18 protein-coding genes and 5 pseudogenes are annotated in these 19,578 nt (G+C 70.7%); 11 read left to right on the forward strand and 12 right to left on the reverse strand.

Going from position 1 to position 19,578, the window contains the following annotated elements; genetic code table 11:
• Window positions 1-476: 476 nt before the first annotated feature.
• Window positions 477-1,538, reverse strand: a complete 1,062-nt coding sequence (locus GRC12_RS00570; RefSeq protein WP_208776603.1) for a YihY/virulence factor BrkB family protein — start codon at window positions 1,536-1,538, stop codon at window positions 477-479.
• 425 nt (window positions 1,539-1,963) lie between these two features.
• On the opposite strand from GRC12_RS00570, the gene GRC12_RS00575 reads away from it, so the two are divergent.
• The 5 genes from GRC12_RS00575 (at window position 1,964) to GRC12_RS00595 (ending at window position 6,187) form a co-directional block, all read left to right on the forward strand.
• A complete protein-coding gene (locus GRC12_RS00575; protein WP_208776604.1) occupies window positions 1,964-2,425 on the forward strand; it encodes an SRPBCC family protein in 462 nt (153 codons plus the stop codon).
• Window positions 2,426-2,437: 12 nt separating this feature from the next.
• Complete coding sequence (locus tag GRC12_RS00580) at window positions 2,438-2,785, forward strand: ArsR/SmtB family transcription factor (protein WP_208776605.1); 348 nt, start codon at window positions 2,438-2,440, stop codon at window positions 2,783-2,785.
• A gap of 2 nt (window positions 2,786-2,787) precedes the next feature.
• On the forward strand, window positions 2,788-3,198 hold the full coding sequence (locus GRC12_RS00585; protein ID WP_208776606.1) for an SRPBCC family protein: 411 nt from the start codon (window positions 2,788-2,790) through the stop codon (window positions 3,196-3,198).
• 417 nt (window positions 3,199-3,615) lie between these two features.
• Entirely contained in the window at window positions 3,616-4,434 is an 819-nt protein-coding gene (locus tag GRC12_RS00590) for an IS5 family transposase (RefSeq protein ID WP_208776607.1), read from the forward strand.
• A 148-nt stretch (window positions 4,435-4,582) separates the two neighbouring features.
• A complete protein-coding gene (locus GRC12_RS00595) occupies window positions 4,583-6,187 on the forward strand; it encodes a glycosyltransferase family 39 protein (protein WP_308286431.1) in 1,605 nt (534 codons plus the stop codon).
• Between the two features lie 574 nt (window positions 6,188-6,761).
• On the opposite strand, the gene rpsN is transcribed toward GRC12_RS00595, so the two are convergent.
• Complete coding sequence (rpsN, locus tag GRC12_RS00600) at window positions 6,762-7,067, reverse strand: 30S ribosomal protein S14 (RefSeq protein ID WP_208776609.1); 306 nt, start codon at window positions 7,065-7,067, stop codon at window positions 6,762-6,764.
• Complete coding sequence (gene rpmB / locus GRC12_RS00605) at window positions 7,067-7,303, reverse strand: 50S ribosomal protein L28 (RefSeq protein ID WP_208776610.1); 237 nt, start codon at window positions 7,301-7,303, stop codon at window positions 7,067-7,069. The genes rpsN and rpmB overlap by 1 nt, the downstream gene beginning before the upstream one ends.
• 83 nt (window positions 7,304-7,386) lie before the next feature.
• Between rpmB and rpmG the strand changes: the two genes are divergently transcribed.
• The 4 genes and pseudogenes from rpmG (at window position 7,387) to rpsR (ending at window position 9,262) form a co-directional block, all read left to right on the forward strand.
• Window positions 7,387-7,551, forward strand: a complete 165-nt coding sequence (gene rpmG, locus GRC12_RS00610; RefSeq protein WP_014150502.1) for a 50S ribosomal protein L33 — start codon at window positions 7,387-7,389, stop codon at window positions 7,549-7,551.
• A 5-nt stretch (window positions 7,552-7,556) separates the two neighbouring features.
• Window positions 7,557-7,814 (forward strand): type B 50S ribosomal protein L31, encoded by a 258-nt coding sequence (locus GRC12_RS00615; protein ID WP_208776611.1) that lies wholly within the window; start codon window positions 7,557-7,559, stop codon window positions 7,812-7,814.
• A pseudogene (locus tag GRC12_RS00620) lies at window positions 7,811-8,985 on the forward strand (CobW family GTP-binding protein). Before GRC12_RS00615 ends, GRC12_RS00620 begins: the two are co-directional and overlap by 4 nt.
• Before the next feature lie 34 nt (window positions 8,986-9,019).
• On the forward strand, window positions 9,020-9,262 hold the full coding sequence (gene rpsR, locus GRC12_RS00625) for a 30S ribosomal protein S18 (protein WP_208776612.1): 243 nt from the start codon (window positions 9,020-9,022) through the stop codon (window positions 9,260-9,262).
• Between the two features lie 121 nt (window positions 9,263-9,383).
• Here the strand turns inward: rpsR and GRC12_RS00630 are convergent.
• From GRC12_RS00630 to GRC12_RS00670, 9 genes and pseudogenes are all read right to left on the reverse strand, one after another.
• Window positions 9,384-10,377 (reverse strand): annotated as a pseudogene (locus GRC12_RS00630) (GTP-binding protein); the annotation flags it as partial.
• 72 nt (window positions 10,378-10,449) lie between these two features.
• Window positions 10,450-10,908, reverse strand: coding sequence for a Fur family transcriptional regulator (locus GRC12_RS00635; RefSeq protein WP_208776613.1), 459 nt, complete (start codon window positions 10,906-10,908; stop codon window positions 10,450-10,452).
• A gap of 13 nt (window positions 10,909-10,921) precedes the next feature.
• Complete coding sequence (locus tag GRC12_RS00640) at window positions 10,922-11,791, reverse strand: metal ABC transporter permease (protein ID WP_208776614.1); 870 nt, start codon at window positions 11,789-11,791, stop codon at window positions 10,922-10,924.
• Window positions 11,788-12,699, reverse strand: coding sequence for a metal ABC transporter permease (locus tag GRC12_RS00645; protein ID WP_208776615.1), 912 nt, complete (start codon window positions 12,697-12,699; stop codon window positions 11,788-11,790). The genes GRC12_RS00640 and GRC12_RS00645 overlap by 4 nt, the downstream gene beginning before the upstream one ends.
• Window positions 12,686-13,627 carry a metal ABC transporter ATP-binding protein gene (locus GRC12_RS00650; RefSeq protein WP_208776616.1) on the reverse strand — a complete coding sequence of 314 codons (942 nt, stop codon included), beginning with the start codon at window positions 13,625-13,627 and terminating at the stop codon, window positions 12,686-12,688. The genes GRC12_RS00645 and GRC12_RS00650 overlap by 14 nt, the downstream gene beginning before the upstream one ends.
• Window positions 13,628-13,636: 9 nt before the next feature.
• Window positions 13,637-14,608, reverse strand: a complete 972-nt coding sequence (locus tag GRC12_RS00655; protein ID WP_208776617.1) for a metal ABC transporter solute-binding protein, Zn/Mn family — start codon at window positions 14,606-14,608, stop codon at window positions 13,637-13,639.
• Window positions 14,609-14,926: 318 nt separating this feature from the next.
• Window positions 14,927-15,317: pseudogene (locus GRC12_RS00660) on the reverse strand (SCO5389 family protein).
• A gap of 56 nt (window positions 15,318-15,373) precedes the next feature.
• A pseudogene (locus GRC12_RS00665) lies at window positions 15,374-16,333 on the reverse strand (nucleotide-binding protein).
• Window positions 16,334-16,719: 386 nt separating this feature from the next.
• Complete coding sequence (locus GRC12_RS00670) at window positions 16,720-18,696, reverse strand: heavy metal translocating P-type ATPase (RefSeq protein ID WP_208776618.1); 1,977 nt, start codon at window positions 18,694-18,696, stop codon at window positions 16,720-16,722.
• A 96-nt stretch (window positions 18,697-18,792) separates the two neighbouring features.
• On the opposite strand from GRC12_RS00670, the gene GRC12_RS00675 reads away from it, so the two are divergent.
• Both GRC12_RS00675 and GRC12_RS00680 read left to right on the forward strand, forming a co-directional pair.
• Entirely contained in the window at window positions 18,793-19,191 is a 399-nt protein-coding gene (locus GRC12_RS00675) for an ArsR/SmtB family transcription factor (protein ID WP_208776619.1), read from the forward strand.
• An 89-nt stretch (window positions 19,192-19,280) separates the two neighbouring features.
• A pseudogene (locus GRC12_RS00680) lies at window positions 19,281-19,564 on the forward strand (YhjD/YihY/BrkB family envelope integrity protein); the annotation flags it as partial.
• Between the last annotated feature and the right edge of the window lie 14 nt (window positions 19,565-19,578).

A 19,578-nucleotide genomic window follows, 5' to 3' on the forward strand; every position in this document is an offset into this window, starting at 1 on the left:
GCGGCGGCGCCGGCGGTGACGTCGCTGGGGTGGTGGGCGCGCTTGACTGCACGCGTTGGATGGTCACAGTGGCGGCCGGCACCGCCCAGTGCGCCGGCCTGCAGCCAGGTGGGGGGTGGCGCCGGCGGTGAAGGCGGCCGCGGCCGCGGTGTGCCCGGAAGGGAACGAGGACGGTCGGGGCGGTCGGCCAGCTCGACGTGGGGGAGTCCACTCCGTAGGCGCCCGGGGGCGGCCGGCGAGCTGCCTGCACAGGACGTTCGCCGCACCACAGTGTCGTGCTCTGCGTACACTCCTGCCTCGCCGACCGGACCCTGGACGCAGCCGTCGGGATCAGGGGGATGTCTCGCGCTGCGTCACACGTCGGTCGGGCTCCCACAGGTCCGTCAGCACCCTCCCTCATGAACTGTTGTTGTCCCTGGGAGCAAGCCGGTAAGCAGCAGGACTGCCAGCCCCGTCCGTCATCCGCTGAACGGCGCTCACGACCTGTCCAGGCGGCGCAGGTCCTCCTCGGTCCATTTCCGGGTATCGCGGGGCTGGGTGTAGGGCTCCTTGTGGGGCTGCATGCCGCCGGCGATCGCCCGTTGTCGTAGGGTCTCCGCGTCGAACTCGAGGCCGAGCAGGATCGCGAGGTTGCTGATCCACAGCCAGATGAGGAAGACGATGACGCCGGCCATGGTGCCGTAGGTCTTGTTGTAGGAGGCGAAGTTGGCGACGTAGAACGCGAAGCCGGCGGAGGCGAGCAGCCAGATCAGCAGGGCCAGGAAGCTGCCTGGAGTGATCCACTTAAACCCCTTCACCCGCGCGTTCGGGGTGGCCCAGTACAACAGCGCGATCATGACCGTGACGAGGACCGCCAGAACGGGCCACTTGGCGATCGACCACACCGTCAGGGCGGTGTCGCCGACCCCGAGCGCTGTGCCCGCCTTGCGGGCCAGCGCGCCGGTGAAGACCACGATCAGGGCGCTGATCACAGCGAGCACCATCAGGACGGCTGTGAGTGCGACCCGCACGGGCAGGATCTTCCAGACCGGGCGGCCTTCGGGCATGTCGTAGACGGCGTTGGCCGCGCGGATGAACGCGGCGACGTATCCGGAAGCCGACCACACGGCCAGGACGATGCCGACGATCGCCATGACCGATCCGAGACCGGCGTTGTTCTGCAACTGCGAGACGGCCCCGGTGATGACGGTGCGGGCGGAGCCCGGGGCGAACTGCTGCAGATTCTTCAGCACCGCGTCCGTCGCCGACTTGCCGGCCAGGCTGAGCAGCGACACCAGGACCAGTAGAGCCGGGAACAGGGACAGCAGGCCGTAGTACGTCAGCGCCGCGGCCCGGTCGGTCAGCTCGTCGTCCTTGAACTCTCGCAGGCTTCCCTTCAGCACCGCACCCCAGGCCGTCCTCGGCAGCTGTGTCGGCGCGTTGGGCGCGCGCCGCTCCACCGCGGGTCCGGGGCCGGTCTCCCCGGGAGGCGGGGCTTCACGCTCGGTAGCGTCATCGTGTCCGTGATGTTCTTTACGTCCTGGAATATGCGATTTCATGCCCAGTGGGTACCCCCGCATACCCACCTAATCGGGGCGCGGTCCCTCGATTCGGGGAGCGGTGTGGGTGGGGGTGTCATGGAGGCACAGGGGATAAGAGACCACCGGCCGGGTGGGACCTGCGGGTTCGAACGGGCCCGCCTGATCGCCGACGGGGGAGTGTCATGAGGGCCCGGCGCCGGTCAGCGCTCGACCGGGCAAGAGTCGCTCCGTCACCCCGTCCCTGGACGGCGTCCTGGCCGTCGTCCGTAAGCGCCACGCGGACGCCGACGCCTCGCCCATCCATTGAAGCAATCAGGGTGGTGTGCGATCCCGGGGGGTCGGCACCGGGCACCGCGCATCCTCTTGACGCACGACGGAGCCCGGTCTATTTTACAAGCATCTACTTGTACAAGGATGTTCTTGTGATCGGAAAGGAGCCCGGAATGACCAGCACCACCCCCAAGCGGACCGAGGACTTCACAGCGGTCGTCAACCTCCCCGCCGACCCCGACACCGTGTCGGCCCTCTTCACCTCCGCCGCCGGCGTCAGCCGCTGGTGGGGCCCGACCGAGGGCGAGGGAGCAGTGGGCGGCACGCTCCTCACCAGCTTCGGTGACTACGGCGTCAATGCGATGCGCGTCCTCGAAGCCGGGCCCACCCGCGTGGTCTGGGAGTCCATTGCGCCCGACGGGACCACCGCCACCGGACACACCAAGGAGTGGCTCGGCACGACGATGGAGTTCGACATCGTGCCCAGCGACGGCGGTAGCGAGCTCCACTTCCGGCATGTCGGCCTGACCCCGCAGCTGGAGTGCTGGGAGTCCTGCGTCGCCGCCTGGACCTTCTTCATGGCGAGCATCGAGGCCTTCGCCAAGACCGGCACCGGCACTCCGTTCACGGCCTGAGACCCTGGTGCGATGACCGACCTGAAGCCGTCGGCGTCCGCGGCAACCGATGCGGTGCTGCGGGCGCTCGCCGACCCACATCGCCGGCAGATCCTGCGCCTCGTCCGGCACACCGAGCTGCCTGCGGGCCAGATCGCGGCGAACTTCACCCTTACCCAGCAAGCGGTCAGCCAGCACATCGGCGTGCTCAAGCAGGCCGGTCTCCTCACCGAGCGCCGCGAGGGCACCCGCCGCCTCTACGCACTGCGCCACGAGTCGCTCGAGCCAGTGCGCGAGCTGCTCGCCGAGTTCTGGCCCGACGCCCTCAGCCGCCTGAAGAAGGCCGTCGAGGCGGCCCACCCCAGACCACCGAAGAGGTAGCCGTGACCGCCGAGATCCGCAACGACGTCATCGTCGCGACCGAGCACATCAAGGCACCGCCCGAGGTGGTCTTCCCGTACTTCACCGACCCCGCGCTCATCGTCGAATGGATCGGCGACCGGGCCGAGCTCGACCCGCAGCCCGGCGGCGTGTTCTTGCTCGACATGGGGGAGGTCGTCGCCCGAGGCGCCTACGTCACCGTCGAGCCGCCGTACCGCCTCGTGTTCAGCTGGGGCATCCCCGGCAGCGACGCGCTGCCACCCGGCAGATCGACCGTCGAGGTCGTGCTGACCCCTGACGGCGACGACACGATGGTGGTGCTCACGCACACTGACCTGCCCCCCACTCATATCGGCAACCACCGCGCCGGCTGGGAACATCGGCTCGGGTTGCTGCGCCGGGAGGCCGGCTGAAGCCTGCCCCTGCAGAGTCCCTGGACAGCGGTAGCCGACGCCGGGTGCCGCGACGGCAGTTCTCCAGGCATCGGAACGGTAAGGAGACCCGAAGGTGCGAAGGACGACAAGGATCAGCGCAGTGGCATGGGTGCTGAGCTAGTTTGCTCTGTGCTTGGAGATCTTCCTGTGGCACCACGTGACTCCGACGCTGAGGCTCAACCCGCCCGCCCCACCTCCTGGCGCAGACGTGCGGCCCCAGCCCGGCGGCTTCCTCATCACAGTGCTCGCGGGCTCGGCGATCGCACCTTTGCTGTTCGTGGCCAGTCTGATCGTGGATCGGCGGCGAACTCCTCGATCCCCCTAAGGGGTCCTTGCAGAATGATCTTCCTGTGGCACGGTGGAGGTGTAGTGATTCCGTCTTTGTGGGGGTGACCCGTGGCACGGCGGAAGCCGTGGGAGATCAGTGACGAGCTGTGGGCGGTGATCGAGCCGCTGCTCCCGAAGCATGAACGACGGTTCCGGCACCCCGGGCGCAAGCGGATCGATGACCGCAAGACCCTGCAGGGTGTGCTGTTCGTCCTCTACACCGGGATCCAATGGGAGTACCTGCCGCAGGAGTTGGGCTTCGGCTCGGGGCCCACCTGCCGGCGCCGGCTGGCCGAGTGGCAGGAGGCCGGCGTGTGGGAGGAACTCCAGCGGGTGCTGCTGGACCGGCTGCGGGCGGCGGACCGCCTGGACTTCTCCCGCGTCACCGTTGATGCCTCGCACGTGCCGGCCAAACGGGGGCGCAGCAGCCCAAAAGTCGGTCCGAGTCCGGTTGACCGTGCACGGCCGGGCTCGAAACACCACGTGCTGACCGACGCGCACGGCACCCCGTTGCGGGTATCGCTGACCGGCGGGCACCGCAACGACGTCACCCAGCTGCTGTCGCTGGTCGACGGCGTACCGCCGGTGCGCGGCAAGCGGGGGCGGCCTCGGCGCAAGCCCCGCGCGTTGTACGCCGACCGGGGCTACGACCATGACATCTACCGTCGCCGACTACGCGAGCGCGGCATCGTCCCGAAGATCGCCCGCCGCGGTCAGCCACATGGCTCGGGCCTGGGTCAGGTGCGATGGGTTGCCGAGTCCGCCATTGCCTGGCTCCACGGCCCCCGCCGCTTACGTACTCGCTGGGAAGCCCGAGACGACATGCACGACGCTTTCCTCCAGCTCGCCCACTGCATGACCCTCGCCCGCAAGGTTCCAGCATTCTGAAAGCACCCCTAAAGGGCTTGTAGCCCTCTCGCCCGTGTCGGACCACCCTTCGGTAGATGGTCCGCGGCGCTGCTGGGGTATGGACCCGGTGGCACTCGGCCCCATAGTGTCCGGTCAAAGCGGGCGGGCGGTCGGCCGGGGGGCGGGCGTGGCGGATGCGGAGCGGCACGAGCAGCAGAGTGAGCGGGCGGCATCCGCGACGGGCGCGGTCGCGCCGGGCGAAGGGATCCAGGCTTCCCCGGTCGGAGCGCCCGCACCGGCAGCATCGCCGGGCGGCGGTTCACCGCCCCTGCCCTCCTTCGCGTTACTCCCCGTCGCCGCTGTGTGCTCCGCGCTCGTGGGTGTGCTCACCGTTCTGTCGGGCCGGTACGGCTTTCACCGTGACGAGTTGTACTTTCTGGCGGCGGGACGCCATCCGGCCTGGGGTTATGTGGACCAGCCGCCGCTCACCCCGCTCCTCGCCCGCACGGCGAGCGCGCTGTTCGGGGACACGCCGGAGGGGCTGCGGGTGCCGGCCACGCTTGCGAGTGCGGCCACGGTGGTGGTGGCCGCGCTGCTGGCGCGGGAGGTGGGTGCGGGGCGGCGCGCTCAGGTGCTCGCCGCGGTGCTGACCGCGGTGAGTGCCCAGGTGCTGGCGGTGGGGCACATGGTGTCGACGGCCACGTTCGACCTGCTGGCCTGGCTGGTGCTGAGCCTGTGCGTGCTGCGGCTGCTGCGTACCGGCGAGGGACGGTGGTGGCTGGCTGTCGGCGCCGCACTCGGGGTGGGGCTGCTGAACAAGTATCTGGTGGCGTCGCTGCTGGTGGCCCTGCTCGCCGGGATCGCCGCCGTCGGCCCGCGGCATGTTCTGCGCGGTGCCTGGCCCCTCGCCGGCGCGGCCGTCGCGCTTGCGCTGGCCGGCGGCAATCTGTGGTGGCAGGCCCGGCACGGCTGGCCCGAACTGACGGTGGCGCACGGCATCAGCGCGGACGACGGCGCGGACAACCGGATCGCCTTCGTACCGGAGCAACTCGTCTTCCTTTCCCCGCTGTTCGTGCCGGTGTGCGTGGCCGGGTGGCGCCGCCTGTGGCGCGAGCCGGCCCTGCGCTGGGCGCGCCCGGCGGCGGTCGCGTATCCGTTGCTGTGCCTGCTGGTGCTGGCGGCCGGGGGCAAGGGCTACTACACGGTCCCGCTGCTGATCGTGCTGCTCGCGGCGGGCTGTGAGCCGCTCGCCGGGTGGCTGCGCCGGTACCGCCGGCCGGTGTGGGCGCCGGCGCTTGTCTGCGCGGCGGCGATCAGCGCGGTCGTGGCCCTGCCGCTGCTGCCGCCGAGCGCGCTGGCGCTGCCCATGGCGGTGAACAAGGAGCAGGGCGAGCAGGTCGGCTGGCCTGCCCTGGCGGACGCGGCCCGCCGGGGCTGGTTGCTGATCCCGCGGGATGAGCGGGCCCGGGCGGTCGTCCTCGCCCAGAACTACGGCGAGGCCGGTGCCCTCGACCGCTACGGCCCCGCCCGGGGTCTGCCGCGGTCCTACTCCGGCCATATGAGCTATGCGGACTGGGGCCGGCCCCCGGACTCGGCCGACGGCCCCGTCCTCCTCGTACGGCAGCGGGACGCCACGGACATCGAACGGCACTTCACCGGCTGCCGCGAGGTCGCCCGCGTCGACAACGGACACGACGTCGACAACGAGGAACAGGGCGCGTCGATCGACCTGTGCTCGGGGACGGCACAGCCGTGGTCAAAGCTGTGGCCACAGCTGCGACGCTACTACTGAAAGCAGGTCGGGCGCAGGTTGGCGCGGTTCGGAAGTGCCCTTCAGCTCAGCCGTGTCACGCCTTCGGAATCCTCGACGACGAGGACGACCCGCACGTGGTCGCCGGGGCCGCCGACGGGCGCGCCGCCCGCGCCACCTGCCGCGACCGCGGCCCGACGTGGTGCGGATGCGTATCCGCATGCCCGGCATGGACGGGCTCATACGGCACGTGGAGCGATGCGGTTGCTACGGCCCTGGAGGACCTCGCGGCCGACCTGGAAGAGGCCGGCCGCGACGGCGCCGACGTGCGCAAGGCCGCCGAGGCGGCACTGCGCCACCGCACCGTCCTCGACGAGATCACCGAACTCCGCTTGCTCGGCGGGGACTTGTGGACCGTTCGCCAGGCAAGTCGTTTGTCGGTACCGAGGTTGTCGGAATCTCCGTGCACTCGAACCGCACCGCTGACGGAAGCCCCGGCCGGCAGCTGGCGGCGGAGAAGAAGGCGGGCTGCAGCGTCAAACGCGCGTGTGAGCTGTTGAAGGGCCCGCCGTACCAGTACACCCGGTCCCCGAACGGTGCAGGAATCGGGTGCGGCTTACCAACTGCTCTTGGTCACACCGGGGAGCTCGCCCGCGTGGGCCATCTCGCGCACGCGGATGCGGGACAGGCCAAAGGCGCGCAGATGGCCGCGGGGACGCCCGTCCACGGCATCGCGGTTGCGCAGGCGGGTGGCGCTGGCGTCGCGGGGCTGCCGGCGCAGTTCCCGCTGGGCGGCGGCGCGTTCCTCGTCCGAAGTTCCAGGGGACGAGATGATCGCCTTCAGCTCGGCGCGGCGCGCGGCGTAGCGGGCCACGACGAGGCGCCGCTGTTCATTCTTGGCGATCTTGCTCTTCTTCGCCATCAGACCTTCCCTCCCCGGGCGCGGATGCGGGCCACCGCCGCCTCGATGCCGATCGTGTCAACCGTCTTGACGGCCTTGGCGGAGAGCGTGAGCCGGACGTGGCGGCCTTCGCTCGGCAGCCAGTAGCGCTTGCGCTGGATGTTCGGGTCGAAGCGGCGCTTGCTGCGCCGGTGCGAGTGGGAGATGTGATGGCCGAAGCCGGGCTGACGGCCGGTGAGTTGGCAGTGGGCTGACATGGGGTTCCTCCTCTGTTGGCGGCGACGGCAGCACACTAGCAGCTTAATGAAAATGAAAACCAATCTCCTGTATGGTGCTGCCCATGGCCCGTAACGAACTCCGCCCGATCATCAAGCTGAGGTCCACCGCCGGCACCGGCTACACGTATGTGACCCGCAAGAACCGCCGCAACAACCCCGACCGGCTGACGCTGCGCAAGTACGACCCGGTCGCCGGCCGCCACGTCGACTTCCGTGAGGAGCGCTGAGAACCGTGAAACCCGGAATCCACCCCGACTACCGCCCGGTCGTCTTCCGTGACCGGGCCGCCGACTTCGCCTTCCTGACACGCTCGACGGCCACCAGCGACAAGACCGTCGAGTGGGAGGACGGCAACACCTACCCCGTCATCGACGTCGAGATCTCCTCGGCGAGCCACCCCTTCTACACCGGGACCCAGCGGGTCCTGGACACCGCGGGGCGGGTCGAGCGATTCGAGCGGCGCTACGGACGCTCACGGAGCAAGCAGTGAGCCGGGACCAGGCGCGGCTGCCGGTCGCGGTCGTCGCCGGGTTGCACGCGGATGCCCGCCGGGCCGCCGTGGAGGAGATCCTGCGTACGGTCCCGGCTCGGTGGCGCTGCACCACGACCTGACGTCCGCCGTCGACCGCGCGGTGCACCGCACCGTACGTGATGCCGGCGGCCTGTTGGGCAGCGGTGACGCACCCCTGGTGAACGACTGCGCGTGCTGCGCGCTGCGCGAGGACCTGGTCCCCGAACTGCTGCGGCTCGCAGGGGAGGACAGGTACCGGCTGGCCGTCGTGGAACTGTGGGACTCCGTCGAACCCCAGGCCATGGCCGGGGTCATCGCCGCCGCAGGCGCGCCCCTTGCGCTGACCGGGGTCACCACGGTGATCGACCCGGCACTCGTCCTGCCGTACCTGTCCAACGGCGATGACCTGGCCGACGTCGGCCTCGCCGCCGCCCCTACCGACCAGCGCACGGTCGCCGACACCTTCGCCCGGCAACTGGAGTACCCCACGGTCATCGCCGTCGGTGAGGACGGTACGCACGGGCAGGACGTGGAGGCCGCCGACGACACCGACTATGCGCTGCTCGCCCAGCTCACGCCGGGCGCACGCAAGGTGCGCGTGGGCAGCGGCGCCCTGGGTGGCGTCCTGCTGGCGGGCTTCGACGTGTCGGCGGCCGCCGCCCGTGTGCATCCTGCGTGCGCGCTGCTGCCGCAGGAATGTGACGAGCACGGTGTGAGCACCTTCGTCTGGCGGCGCGAACGGCCCTTCCACCCGCAGCGCCTCTACGCGGCGCTGGAGGACCTGACCTGCGCGGCCGCCCGAAGCCGTGGGCGGTTCTGGCTGGCGGACCGCCCCGACACCCTGCTGTCGTGGGATGCCGCAGGTGGCGCGCTGTGCGTGGAGTCGTCCGGCCCCTGGCTGGCCGCCCTGCCCGACGCCGCCTGGGAGATGGTTCCCGTCGAACGACGCCTCGCCGCCTCCCTGGACTGGCACCCCGAGCAGGGCGACCGCTGCCAGTACCTCACCTTCACCTCGCCCGGCCTGGACCGTGACGGTCTGCTGGCCATGCTCGACTCGTGCCTGCTCACCGACGACGAATACGCGGCCGGCAGCGACTGCTGGCGACAACTCCCGCACGCCTTCGACGGCTTGCTTGATCCAGTGACCTGAAAACGGCGACGCGCAAGAGAGGACCGATCTCACCATGCCCCGACCCACAAGCACCCGGCGGCAGACCGCCAAGCGGCAGCGCACGAACCCGCTGGACGCCGCCGGCATCACCTACATCGACTACAAGAACACCGACCTGCTGCGGAAGTTCATCTCCGACCGCGGAAAGATCCGCAGCCGTCGGGTGACCCACGTGAGTCGTCAGCAGCAGCGGCAGATAGCGCAGGCCATCAAGAACGCACGCGAGATGGCGCTCCTGCCCTACAGCTCCCGATAGCAGAGGGGACTGAGGAGCCGTACGGATGGAGACACCTCCTCTCGTACGGCTCCGGATCAGTGTCCGTGCCAGGCCGGGCCGGGCGGCGCCGTGGCTGCGTTCGCCGCCCGGCCCGGCGTCTTCAGACGCCCGCCACGAGGTGGGGATGCTCGTCATCGCAGGTGTCGTCGATGCCGTAGGTGTCCCAGGCAGGGAACGGGTCCGCGAGCGGCAGTTCCTCCCCCTCGGGCATGAGGCAGTCGGCCAGTGCCGCATGCAGGGCGTCCGCGTGCAGATCTGTGCCGATGAAGACCAGTTCCTGGCACTCTGGGCTGTCGGTGTCGCGTGCAGCCGAGGGGTCGAAGCGTGCGACGGAGCCGGCCTGTGACCACAGGCCCGTCACGTGCGGGCGGCTGGCGAGAGTGAAGAAGCCCTTGGAGCGCAGGATCTGTCCGTATGCGCCGCTGTCGAGTTCCTCGGTCACGAACGCCCACAACCGGCCCGGGTGGAAGGGCAGTCCGGAGCGGAAGACGGTCGAGGAGATGCCGTACTCCTCCGTCTCGGGGACGTGGTCGCCGTTGAGTTCCTTCACCCAGCCGGCGGCTTGTTGGGCGCGTTCCAGGTCGAACAAACGGGTGCCCAGTACGTCACTCACCCTCACCCGGCCATGGACGGCCGGGACGAGGCGTGCGGCCGGGTTGAGGCGGGTGAGCGCCGCCCGCAGCCGGTCCGCCGCTTCCTCGTCGACGAGGTCGAGCTTGTTGCGGACGATGACGTCGGCGAACTCGATCTGGTCCATCAGCAGGTCGCTGACGGTGCGTTCGTCGCCCTCGTACTGCTCCAGGCCCCGCTCGGCCAACTCATCGCCGCCTGCCAGCTCGGGCAGGAAGTTGGCGGCCTCCACGATCGTGACCATGGTGTCCAGGCGGGCGAGGTCGCCGAGGGTGGCGCCGTCGTCGCGGGCGAAGGCGAAGGTCGCGGCGACCGGCATGGGTTCGGATGAGCAGGTAGTCGAAGCGGCCCTCGCGGGCGAGCCGGTCGACCTCTTTGAGCAGGTCGTCGCGCAGGGTGCAGCAGATGCAGCCGTTGGTCATCTCGACCAGCCGTTCCTCGGTGCGCGAGAGGGCTGCCTTGCCCTGTGGCTGTGCTGCGGGGTGCGACTGCTGCCCTTGACCGTGACCACTCCGGACAGGCGGTGGCGCCTGAGTTCACCGGCGTTCGTCCGCAGCCAGTCGTTGGCCGCAGTCCGGGCACACCCCGGACAGCTCCACCGTGTGCCGGACGTTCGCGAACCCGGAGGTCTGCGCGAGGGTGTCGGCCCATTCCTCCACTGGGCCGGAGTCGACGGGGCGGCTCAGGCCGCATTCGGTGCAGATGAGGTAGTGGCGGTGTTCGGGCCCCGGGCGGTAGCGGAAGAGGCGCTCACCGTTGGTGTCGCGCACCATGTCGGCCCGGCCGGCGTCGGCCAGGCCGGCCAGTGTGCGGTAGACCGTGGAGAGGCCGACCCGTGAGCCGGCGGCAGCGAGCTGGTTGTGGAGCGCTTGGGCGCCGACGAAGCCGTCGGCTCGGACGAGTGCCTCGACCACGATGGTGCGTTGCTGGGTGAGGCGGCCGATCAGCGTGACGTCGTGCGAGGGGATGGGGGTGCGCTGGCGGTCGGGAGCCATCGGGTGCCTTCGCTCATGTGCCGGTGGGGACAGCGGTGCGCGTGCGAGGACCGGGAACCGGGCGTCGTATCAGGAAGGTGGCGGTGTACACGGCCGTGGCGGCGGCCATGATCGCGAAGCTCGGCGGCACCTTCGGCACCGCGTAGGAGGTGAACAGCCCCGCCCACATCTCCAGTACCGCAAGCCCGGCGGAGAGGGCGAGTGCCCGGTAAGGGCGGTCGGTGAGGCGGATCGCGGCGCCCGCGGGGGCGGCGAGCAGGCCGAGCAGGAGCAGGGAACCGACCGCCTGGGTGGCCTCTGCGGCGCTGATTCCGGCCAGGGCGAGGAAGCCGTAGCCGAGCAGCCGGACCGGTACCCCGCGGGCGGCGGCCACGGCCTCGTCGAGCGTGGCGAACAGCAGTGGCCGGGCGATGAGGAGCACCAGCAGGCCGACCTCGGCGGCCACCAGGGCGGCGACGACCGCGCTGCTGGAGGAGATGCCGAAGATGGAGCCGAACAGCACGCTGACGCCGGCGGTGCCGTTGGTGGTGCTGCGGGAGGTCGTGTAGAGGGTGATGAAGAAGGCGCCCAGGCCCAGGATCCAGGAGAAGACGCTGCCGATGACCACGTCGTCGGGCCGCGCCTTGCGGCCGAGGGTGCCGAACAGCAGCGCCATGGCGATGGTGGCGGCGAACAGCCCGAGGCGAAGGTCGGCGCCGAAGGCGAGAGCGGCCATCGCACCGGTGAAGGCGACGTGGCTGAGGGCGTCGCCGGTGAAGACCTGCGCCCGCAGCACCAGGAAGTAGCCGACCAGCCCGCAGGCGGCGGCGATGGCGGTACCGGCGAGGAAGGCGTGCAGGAAGAACGGGTGGGACAACGGGGAGGCGGCGAGCAGGACGGTCATGCGGTCACCTCCTTGGCAACGGGCGTGGCCCCGGCCCGGATGCGAGCGAGTCCCTCACGCAGCGAGCGCCGGCCCAGCGCGAGCAGGTATCCGGCGAAGGCGATGGTCGTCACGAAGAAGCCCAGAGGGTAGGGCCAGTAGTAGGCGGCGGTCAGTCCCAGCCAGGTCGCGGCGAAGGCCAGCAGGACGGCCAGGGCCAGACTCAACGCCGGGCGGGCGGTGAGGACTTGCGCGGTGGCGGCTGGAATCACCATGAGGGCGAAGACCAGGAGGGTCCCGGTGATCTGGCTCGCCTCGGCGGTGGCCGCACCGAGCAGGACGAGGAAGACCACCGACAGGGCGCGGACCGGCACCCCGCGCCCGCCGGCGACCTGCGGGTCCACGGACGCGAACAGCAGCGGCCGTCCGATCAGCGCCAGCACCGCGAGCACCACCGCACCGACCACCATCAAAACGGTCACCTGGGCGGAGGTGATGCCCAGGAAAGTGCCGAAGAGGATGGTCTGCGGCCCCTCCAGCAGCCCCCGGTACAGGGCTGTGAACAGGAACCCGGACGCGAGCAGAAACGCCTGTACGGTCCCGGTCAGTGCGGACTCCTCGTGCTCACGGCCACTCCGCAAGGCCGCGATGACCAGCGCCGCAGCCACGCACAGGGTGAAGTAGCCGTAGACCGCGCTGACTCCGAGCAGGAGCGCTCCGGCGGCGCCGGGGAAGGCGACGGCGGAGACGGTGTGGGCGGCGAACGTCTGTCGCCGCAGCACCACGAACCAGCCCACGACCGCGGAGACCACGGCTACGACCGCGCCCGCGCGGAACGCGTTGACCATGAACGGGTACGACCACATGTCCTGGAAGTCGGTCAGGAGGTTCCACGACCAGGCCGGCGCCCCCGTCTCAGCGAGCATCATGACCCCTCCCCGGGGTCTCGTGCCGGTCAGTGTGCACCGCGGGCGCCTCTGGCTGGCCCACGACGACCAGCCGGCCGTCCGAGGTCTGCAGCACCTCGACCGGAGTGCCGTACAGCCGGGTCAGTGTCTCGGAGGTGATGACCTCGCCCGGCGTGCCCGCGGCGGCGCCGCCCTCGGCCAGGTACACCACCCGGTCCAGGTGATGGAGTATCGGGTTCACGTCATGGGCGACCATGACCACGGAGACGCCCTCGTGATGGCAGATGTGCCCGATCAGCGCCGCGACGGCGCTCTGGTTGGGCAGGTCGAGGCTGTCCAACGGCTCGTCGAGCAGGAGCAGTTCGGGCCTGCGGACCAGTGCCTGGGCGATCAGTAGGCGCTGCTGCTCGCCGCCGGAACACTGCCCGATGGGCCGGTGTGCGTACGCCGACGCTCCGACCAGCTCGATCACCTCGTCCACCCGCGCACGGGCGGCCCGTCGCCGCGCGCTCGGGAACGGCAGCGGCACCCCCCACCGGTCACCGTCCAGGCCCATGCGCACCACATCGACACCGCGAATGCGCAGATCGGCGTCGAAGCTGCGCCGCTGCGGCAGGTAGCCGATGCGGTCGTTGGCCTGCCCGGGCCGGGCGCCGAGAACCCGAACCTCGCCGGCCGCCGCGGGCAGGGCACCCAGCAGAACCTTGATCATGGTGGACTTGCCGACGCCGTTGGGCCCGAGCACGGCGGTGAACTCGCCGGCCCCGATGCGAAGGTCCACACCCGACCACAACGTCCGGCCGCCGACCCGCACCGCGGTCCCGCGCAGGGCGACCACCGGATCGCTTCTCGCACCTGCGGCCGTGTCGTGACCCCCGCCTCGGCGGCCGGGGACGGCGTGACTGCTGGTGAGTGTGACGGCTTCGCGGGCCTTCGCTATCGGGTTCATGGCGTCAGCTCACTTCCCGGTGGCCTTGGCCAGGGCCTGCTCGATGCCCCGCAGCTGGGTGGTCTGCCACTGCTGGAAGGTGGCCCCGGCGGGGGTGAGGGTCTCGGTGACGGTGGCGACCGGGATGCCCTGGGCCTTGGCCTCCTTGACCTGCGCCTGCACGTCCGGCGTGGAGTTCTGGGAGTTGTAGACGTATATCTTGATCTGCTTGTTCTTGATCTGCTGGTCGATGGTGGCCTTGTCCTTGGCCGTGGGGTCGGAGCCCTCGCTCATCGCGTCCAGGAACGTCTCCGGGGTGAGCATCTTCAGCCCCAGGCCCTCGGCGAGCGGCGTGACGATGGACTCGGAGGCACCGATCGGCGTGCCCGCGTACTTCGCTTTGATGTCGGCGATGAGCTTGTTGTAGTCGCCGAGCGTCTTCGTCTCGAACGTCGTCTTCTGCTGGTCGAAGTAGGCCGCGTCGGCCGGGTCGATCTTCTTGTAGTCCGCGGTGATCTTCTCGATGACCTGGTGGACGTTGTCCGGGGAGTACCAGCGGTGCGGGTTGCCGCCCGGCTTGATCCCGACCAGGTCGCCGACCTTGAGCTGGGTGCGCCCGCTGGCGGGGTTGGCGGCCAGCAGCTTGTCGGCCCAGGCGTCGTAGCCGATGCCGTTGACGATCGTGTACTGGGCGCCGGCCACGGTGCGGGCGTCGGCGGCGGTCGGCTCGTAGTCGTGCGGGTCGGCGTCAGGGTTGTTGATGATGCTGGTCACCTTCACGTGGCTGCCGCCGAGCTGGGAGGCGATGCTGCCCCAGAAGTTCTCGGCCGCCACCACCTGGATCGTCTTGCCCGAGACGCTGCCGGTCGCCGCGGTGTTGGCGGTGTGCGAGGAGGAGGTCGAGCAGGCGGTCGCCGTCATGGCCGTCAGGGCGGCCGTCGCGGTGACCAGTGCGATCCTCACGGACGGCCGGGCGGAACGGGAGGCGGAGGCGGTGGACATGCGGGAACTCCTTAGGGCGGTGCCGGGGGCGCGGTGGACACGCGCCGGCGGTGTGGCGACACCTTCGACGCTAGGTGGAAATGATTTTCAGATCAATGGCAGATGAAAACCGTTGCCATCCTTTGACCGTGCGCGTGCGACTGCTCGGGCTGCGCAGGCCGGGGGTGCGGCGGATGTCGCATAGACAAGCGTCGGCGACCGGCGCCCACGAGGACCGGGTGTCCTGCTGGGCGACGGCCGCCGAGGGGGCGAAGTGGCCGGCCGGCCTGATTGCCGAACGCCGGTTCCGGCAGTCGGCGATTGCGACCGGCAGTGGGTTCAGCAGTCGCGGAATTCCGGCGACTGGTTGAGGATCTGCGCGCAGCGAGGTGAAGCGGGCGTGGGTGGCGCCGCCGCGCGCCTCGGGGTGGAAGGCGGCGACGCGGTGGCAGTCCTGGAAGGCGAGGGCGATGCCGAAGTGGCGTTCCAGACTGCCGCGGATCGCGTCGCTGGACAGGGCGCGCAGCAGCTGGCCGCGTTCCCTCTCGGAGGGCGGCGGGGTCTGGTTGTCCGCGAACTCGGCGGTGCCGGAGCGCAGTTCGCCGGCCAGGCGGGCGACGAGGTCGTAGGCGTAGGGCAGGGACGTGCGGACCGTTTCCACGAAGTCCTGCTCCCGCACCTCGCCGTTCTCGGCTTCGGCGAGCAGTTGCGGGGAGACGTCGAGCGACATGAAGGGCTGTCCTGTTCTGTGGGGCTGTCCTTGAGCGGGGTGCCTCGGGGTGAGGGTCACACGAGGGCGGTCAGTGCCGCGGGGCCGTGCCGGAAGTCGGGGTCGACCTGGGTGGCGAGGTCCTGGCCGGTGGCCCCGTTGGCCCAGGCGGCGGCGTTGCGCAGATGGAAGTCGACGGCATGCTGCTGGAAGGCGGTCCAGTCCTTGGGGCGGGCGTCCACGGCCCCGCGCAGCCGGTCCAGCGTGCGGGCGTTGTGCGCCTCCAGCTCGCCGTGGCCGCGCCCTTGCTCCTGCGCGCGGACGTACGAGGACTGCACGCAGTGGGCGATGAGGTCGTCGCCGACCTGGCCGCGGAGGAAGTCGAGGTCGTCCTCGCCGGTGACCTTGTTGCCGACCACGGCGACCGGGATGCCGAACTCGGCGGCGTGGTCACGGTACTGGCGATAGACGGAGACGCTCTTACGGGTCGGTTCGACCACCAGGAATGTCATGTCGAAGCGGGTGAACAGGCCGGAGGCGAAGGCGTCGGCACCGGCGGTCATGTCGACGACGACGTACTCACCAGGACCGTCGACGAGATGGTTGAGGTAGAGCTCGACCGCGCCGAGCTTGGAGTGGTAGCAGGCCACGCCGAGATCGCTCTCCTCGAAGGCGCCGGTGACCATCAGTGCTACGCCGTCCACCTCCTGGACGTGCGGAGTGTGCACCTCGTCGTCCCCGAGCAGGCGCAGCAGCCGGGAGCCGCGGCCGGGCGGGGTCGTCTTGACCATGGCGTCGCGAGACGGGATCCGCGGCTTCGTGCCCCGCAGGTAGTCCTAGATCTCGCCGGTCCGCGCGCTGAGCGGCGGGGCGGTGAAGAGCTCGTCCTCGGCGAGGCCGACGGCGTAGGCGAGGTGCTGGTTGATGTCGCCGTCGATCGCGACGACCGGCGCGCCCGACCGCGCCACGTGACGCGAGAAGGGGGCCGACAGGGTCGTCTTGCCACTGCCGCCCTTGCCGACGAAGGCAACACGCATCGCTAGCCCCTCCTATTGGAAATGGATGTCATGAGCATAGGCTGGGGGTGCGACGGAGTGCTGTCAAATCACCCACGCCCCAACTCGCCCATTAGGTGGGCGAGTTGGGTCACCCGTGGCGCAAACGGGGGGATCCCTTTGACCATCGCGGAGGAGACGCAGAGATGAGCGATGCCGCATGCGGTCCCGGGGCCCGCCCTTTCACCCGTGTCGTCTGCGGTTCCGGCGGCGCAGCAGGCGCCGGGCTGAAGTCCATGTCCATGTGAGCGGTTGGTCATGTGCCGGCCGGTGGGCGACACCTGGTCCAGCAGTTCTGCCGCAGCCATCAGACGGCAGCGGCCCGCCGCACCGGCGTGTCGGTGTGACGGGCCGTGGGGCTCGGGGGGTCAGCGGCGGCCCTCCTCACGGGCCCGCGTCCAGGCGGCGTCGCGTAGCAGCCGTAGGCCGTTGAGTCCGACGATGACGGTGGAGCCCTCGTGGCCGAGGACACCGAGGGGGAGGGGGAGGGTGGCGATGAGGTCCCAGACGACCAGGCCGGAGATGAACACGGCGGCGATGACCAGGTTCTGCACGACCAGGCGGCGGGCCCGGCGGGACAGGGCCACCACGGCGGGCACGGTGGCCAGTTCGTCGCGGACGATCACCGCGTCGGCGGTCTCCAGCGCGAGGTCGGAGCCGGCCCGGCCCATGGCGATGCCGGTGTGGGCGGCGGCCAGGGCGGGCGCGTCGTTGACGCCGTCGCCCACGACCAGGACCTTGCGGCCGGCCTGCTCCAGTTCCCGGACCACGGCCACCTTGTCCTGCGGGAGCAGCCCGGCGCGGACGTCGGTGATGCCGGCCTCGGCGGCCAGGCGGGCGGCGGCGCGGGGGTTGTCGCCGGTGACCAGCGTCGGCGCGGTGCCGGTGAGCGCGGTGAGGGAGGCGACGGTGGCGGTGGCGTCCGGGCGCAACCGGTCGGCGATGCCCAGGACGCCCGCCGGCGTGCCGTCGGCCACCACCAGCACCGCGGTGTGCCCGCCGTCCTCCAGTCCGGCGGCTACGGCGGTGTGCGCGCCCTCGGTGCCGGACAGCAGCCGGGCCGGGGACCCGACGGCGATCTTGCGGCCGTCCACCGTGGCGGTGACTCCGACGCCCGGGGTGGAGGCGAAGTCCTCGGTGTCAGGCAGGGGGAGACCCCGGGCCCGGGCGGCGGCCACGACGGCGTGGGCCAGCGGGTGCTCGCTGGGATGTTCGGCCGCCGCGGCCAGCCGCAGCACCTGCCCTTCCCCGAGCCGCGAACCGGGCAGCGGCCGGACGTCGGTGAGGCGCGGGGTGCCTTCGGTGAGCGTGCCGGTCTTGTCCAGCGCCACCGCGTCCACCTGGCCCAGGCGCTCCATCACCACCGCGGACTTCACCAGCACGCCGTGCCGCCCGGCGTTGGCGATCGCGGACAGCAGCGGCGGCATGGTCGCCAGCACCACCGCGCACGGCGAGGCGACGATCATGAAGGTCATGGCCCGCAGCAGCGAGCCGGTCAGCGCCGCGCCGAACGCGAGCGGCACCGTGAACACCGCCAGCGTGGCCACCACCATGCCGATCGAGTAGCGCTGCTCGACCTTCTCGATGAACAACTGGGTCGGCGCCTTGGTCTCGGACGCCTCCTCGACCATCTGCACGATCCGGGCGATCACCGAGTCGGAGGCGTCCCGCTCGACCTGGACGCGGAGGGCGCCGGTGCCGTTGAGGGTACCTGCGAACACCTCGTCGCCCGGCTCCTTGGCGACGGGCAGCGGCTCGCCGGTGATGGTGGCCTGGTCGACCTCGCTCGCCCCGTCCAGCACGCGGCCGTCTGCGCCGATGCGCTCGCCGGGCCGGACCAGCACGGTGTCGCCGACGGCGAGGTGGGTGGTGGGCACGGTCTCCTCGCCGCCGTCGTCGCGCAGCCGGGTCGCGGTGGCGGGGGCCAGGTCGAGCAGGCCCCGCACCGAGTCCGCGGTGCGGGCGGTGGCCAGCGCCTCCAGGGCACCGGAGGTGGCGAAGATGACGATCAGCAGTGCGCCGTCCATGACCTGGCCGACAGCGGCGGCGCCTAGCGCGGCCACGATCATCAGCAGGTCGACGTCGAGGGTCTTCTCCCGCAGCGCCTGCAGTCCCGCCAGCGCCGGTTCCCAGCCGCCGGCCGCGTAGGCGAACGCGTACAGCGGTCCCCACGCCCAGGCGGGCGCGCCGGTCAGCTGCAGCGCAAGGGCGAACAGGAACAGCACCGTGGCCGCTGCGGCCCAGCGGGCCTCGGGCAGCGCGAAGATCCGGGTCCGCCGCCGCGAGGGGGCGTCCGGCGGCGCAGTCGGGGCGGGTGTGGGCCGCTCGGTCAGGGTGGAGGGCATGGCGAAGAACCCTTCGGGAGGGCAGGGCGGATCGACTCGTCCACCATACAGGTACATATGAAGACCTCTTCAAGTGTTGCTTGTATGATGGCCGTCATGGGCCATGGAGCAGCTCCCGCGAACACCCCCGTCCCGCGCACCCGCCTGGACGCGGACAGCGCCGCCCGGGTGGCCACCACCCTCCAGGCCCTGGCCACCCCCTCCCGGCTGCTGATCCTCTCCCGACTGCGGGAGGGCCCCTGCGCCGCCACCGAACTCGCCACCGAGGTCGGCATGGAACAGTCCGCCTGCTCCCATCAGCTGCGCCTGCTGCGCAACCTCGGCCTGGTCGTGGGCCGGCGCCAGGGCCGCTCGGTGATCTACGCCCTCTACGACAACCACGTCGCCGAGCTCCTCGATCAGGCCGTCTACCACATCGATCACCTACGCCTCGGGCTCAGCGATGCCGCGGACACGGACCCCGCGGAGGACGCCGCGCCACGAGTGAGCCTCTGATCAAAGAACATGACCGGGGCAACCGGCGCCAGGCGGACCAACCGGACAAGCGGCGTCGCTGGTTCGGCCCTTGTGACACGGCCGTGGACACCGCCCTGCTGATCTGCATGCCCGCCTCCGCCGCCTTCGCCTTCTACGCCGCCAACTTCGCCTCCTACAACAAGACCTACGGCACGATGGCCGGCGTCATCGCCTTCCTGCTGTGGCCGTGGATCACCAACCTGGCCATCCTGCTGGGTGTGGAGTTCGATGCGGAGGCCCTACGCCAGCGGGCTGTCGCCGGCGGTCTGCCGCCTGGCGCCGAGCCCTGTGCCCAACCCGGGATACCCGGAAGTGGGACGAGGAGGACCGGCGCCGCCTGGGCGGCGACTGACGGCTCACCAACCG

The sequence above is a fragment of the Streptomyces griseorubiginosus genome (assembly GCF_017614965.1).
In the GTDB taxonomy this organism is placed as follows: Bacteria; Actinomycetota; Actinomycetes; order Streptomycetales; family Streptomycetaceae; genus Streptomyces; species Streptomyces griseorubiginosus_B.

Excerpts from the sequence above, each read along its gene's own strand:
- GRC12_RS00650 (WP_208776616.1), bottom strand. The coding sequence starts at position 13,627 with ATGAACCCGATAGCGAAGGCCCGCGAAGCCGTCACACTCACCAGCAGT.
- GRC12_RS00635 (WP_208776613.1), bottom strand. The coding sequence starts at position 10,908 with ATGGCTCCCGACCGCCAGCGCACCCCCATCCCCTCGCACGACGTCACG.
- GRC12_RS00670 (WP_208776618.1), bottom strand. The coding sequence starts at position 18,696 with ATGCCCTCCACCCTGACCGAGCGGCCCACACCCGCCCCGACTGCGCCG.
- GRC12_RS00675 (WP_208776619.1), top strand. The coding sequence starts at position 18,793 with ATGGGCCATGGAGCAGCTCCCGCGAACACCCCCGTCCCGCGCACCCGC.
- rpmB (WP_208776610.1), bottom strand. The coding sequence starts at position 7,303 with ATGTCAGCCCACTGCCAACTCACCGGCCGTCAGCCCGGCTTCGGCCAT.
- GRC12_RS00645 (WP_208776615.1), bottom strand. The coding sequence starts at position 12,699 with ATGATGCTCGCTGAGACGGGGGCGCCGGCCTGGTCGTGGAACCTCCTG.
- GRC12_RS00570 (WP_208776603.1), bottom strand. The coding sequence starts at position 1,538 with ATGAAATCGCATATTCCAGGACGTAAAGAACATCACGGACACGATGAC.
- GRC12_RS00655 (WP_208776617.1), bottom strand. The coding sequence starts at position 14,608 with ATGTCCACCGCCTCCGCCTCCCGTTCCGCCCGGCCGTCCGTGAGGATC.
- GRC12_RS00580 (WP_208776605.1), top strand. The coding sequence starts at position 2,438 with ATGACCGACCTGAAGCCGTCGGCGTCCGCGGCAACCGATGCGGTGCTG.
- rpmG (WP_014150502.1), top strand. The coding sequence starts at position 7,387 with ATGGCCCGTAACGAACTCCGCCCGATCATCAAGCTGAGGTCCACCGCC.
- GRC12_RS00640 (WP_208776614.1), bottom strand. The coding sequence starts at position 11,791 with ATGACCGTCCTGCTCGCCGCCTCCCCGTTGTCCCACCCGTTCTTCCTG.
- GRC12_RS00575 (WP_208776604.1), top strand. The coding sequence starts at position 1,964 with ATGACCAGCACCACCCCCAAGCGGACCGAGGACTTCACAGCGGTCGTC.
- rpsR (WP_208776612.1), top strand. The coding sequence starts at position 9,020 with ATGCCCCGACCCACAAGCACCCGGCGGCAGACCGCCAAGCGGCAGCGC.
- rpsN (WP_208776609.1), bottom strand. The coding sequence starts at position 7,067 with ATGGCGAAGAAGAGCAAGATCGCCAAGAATGAACAGCGGCGCCTCGTC.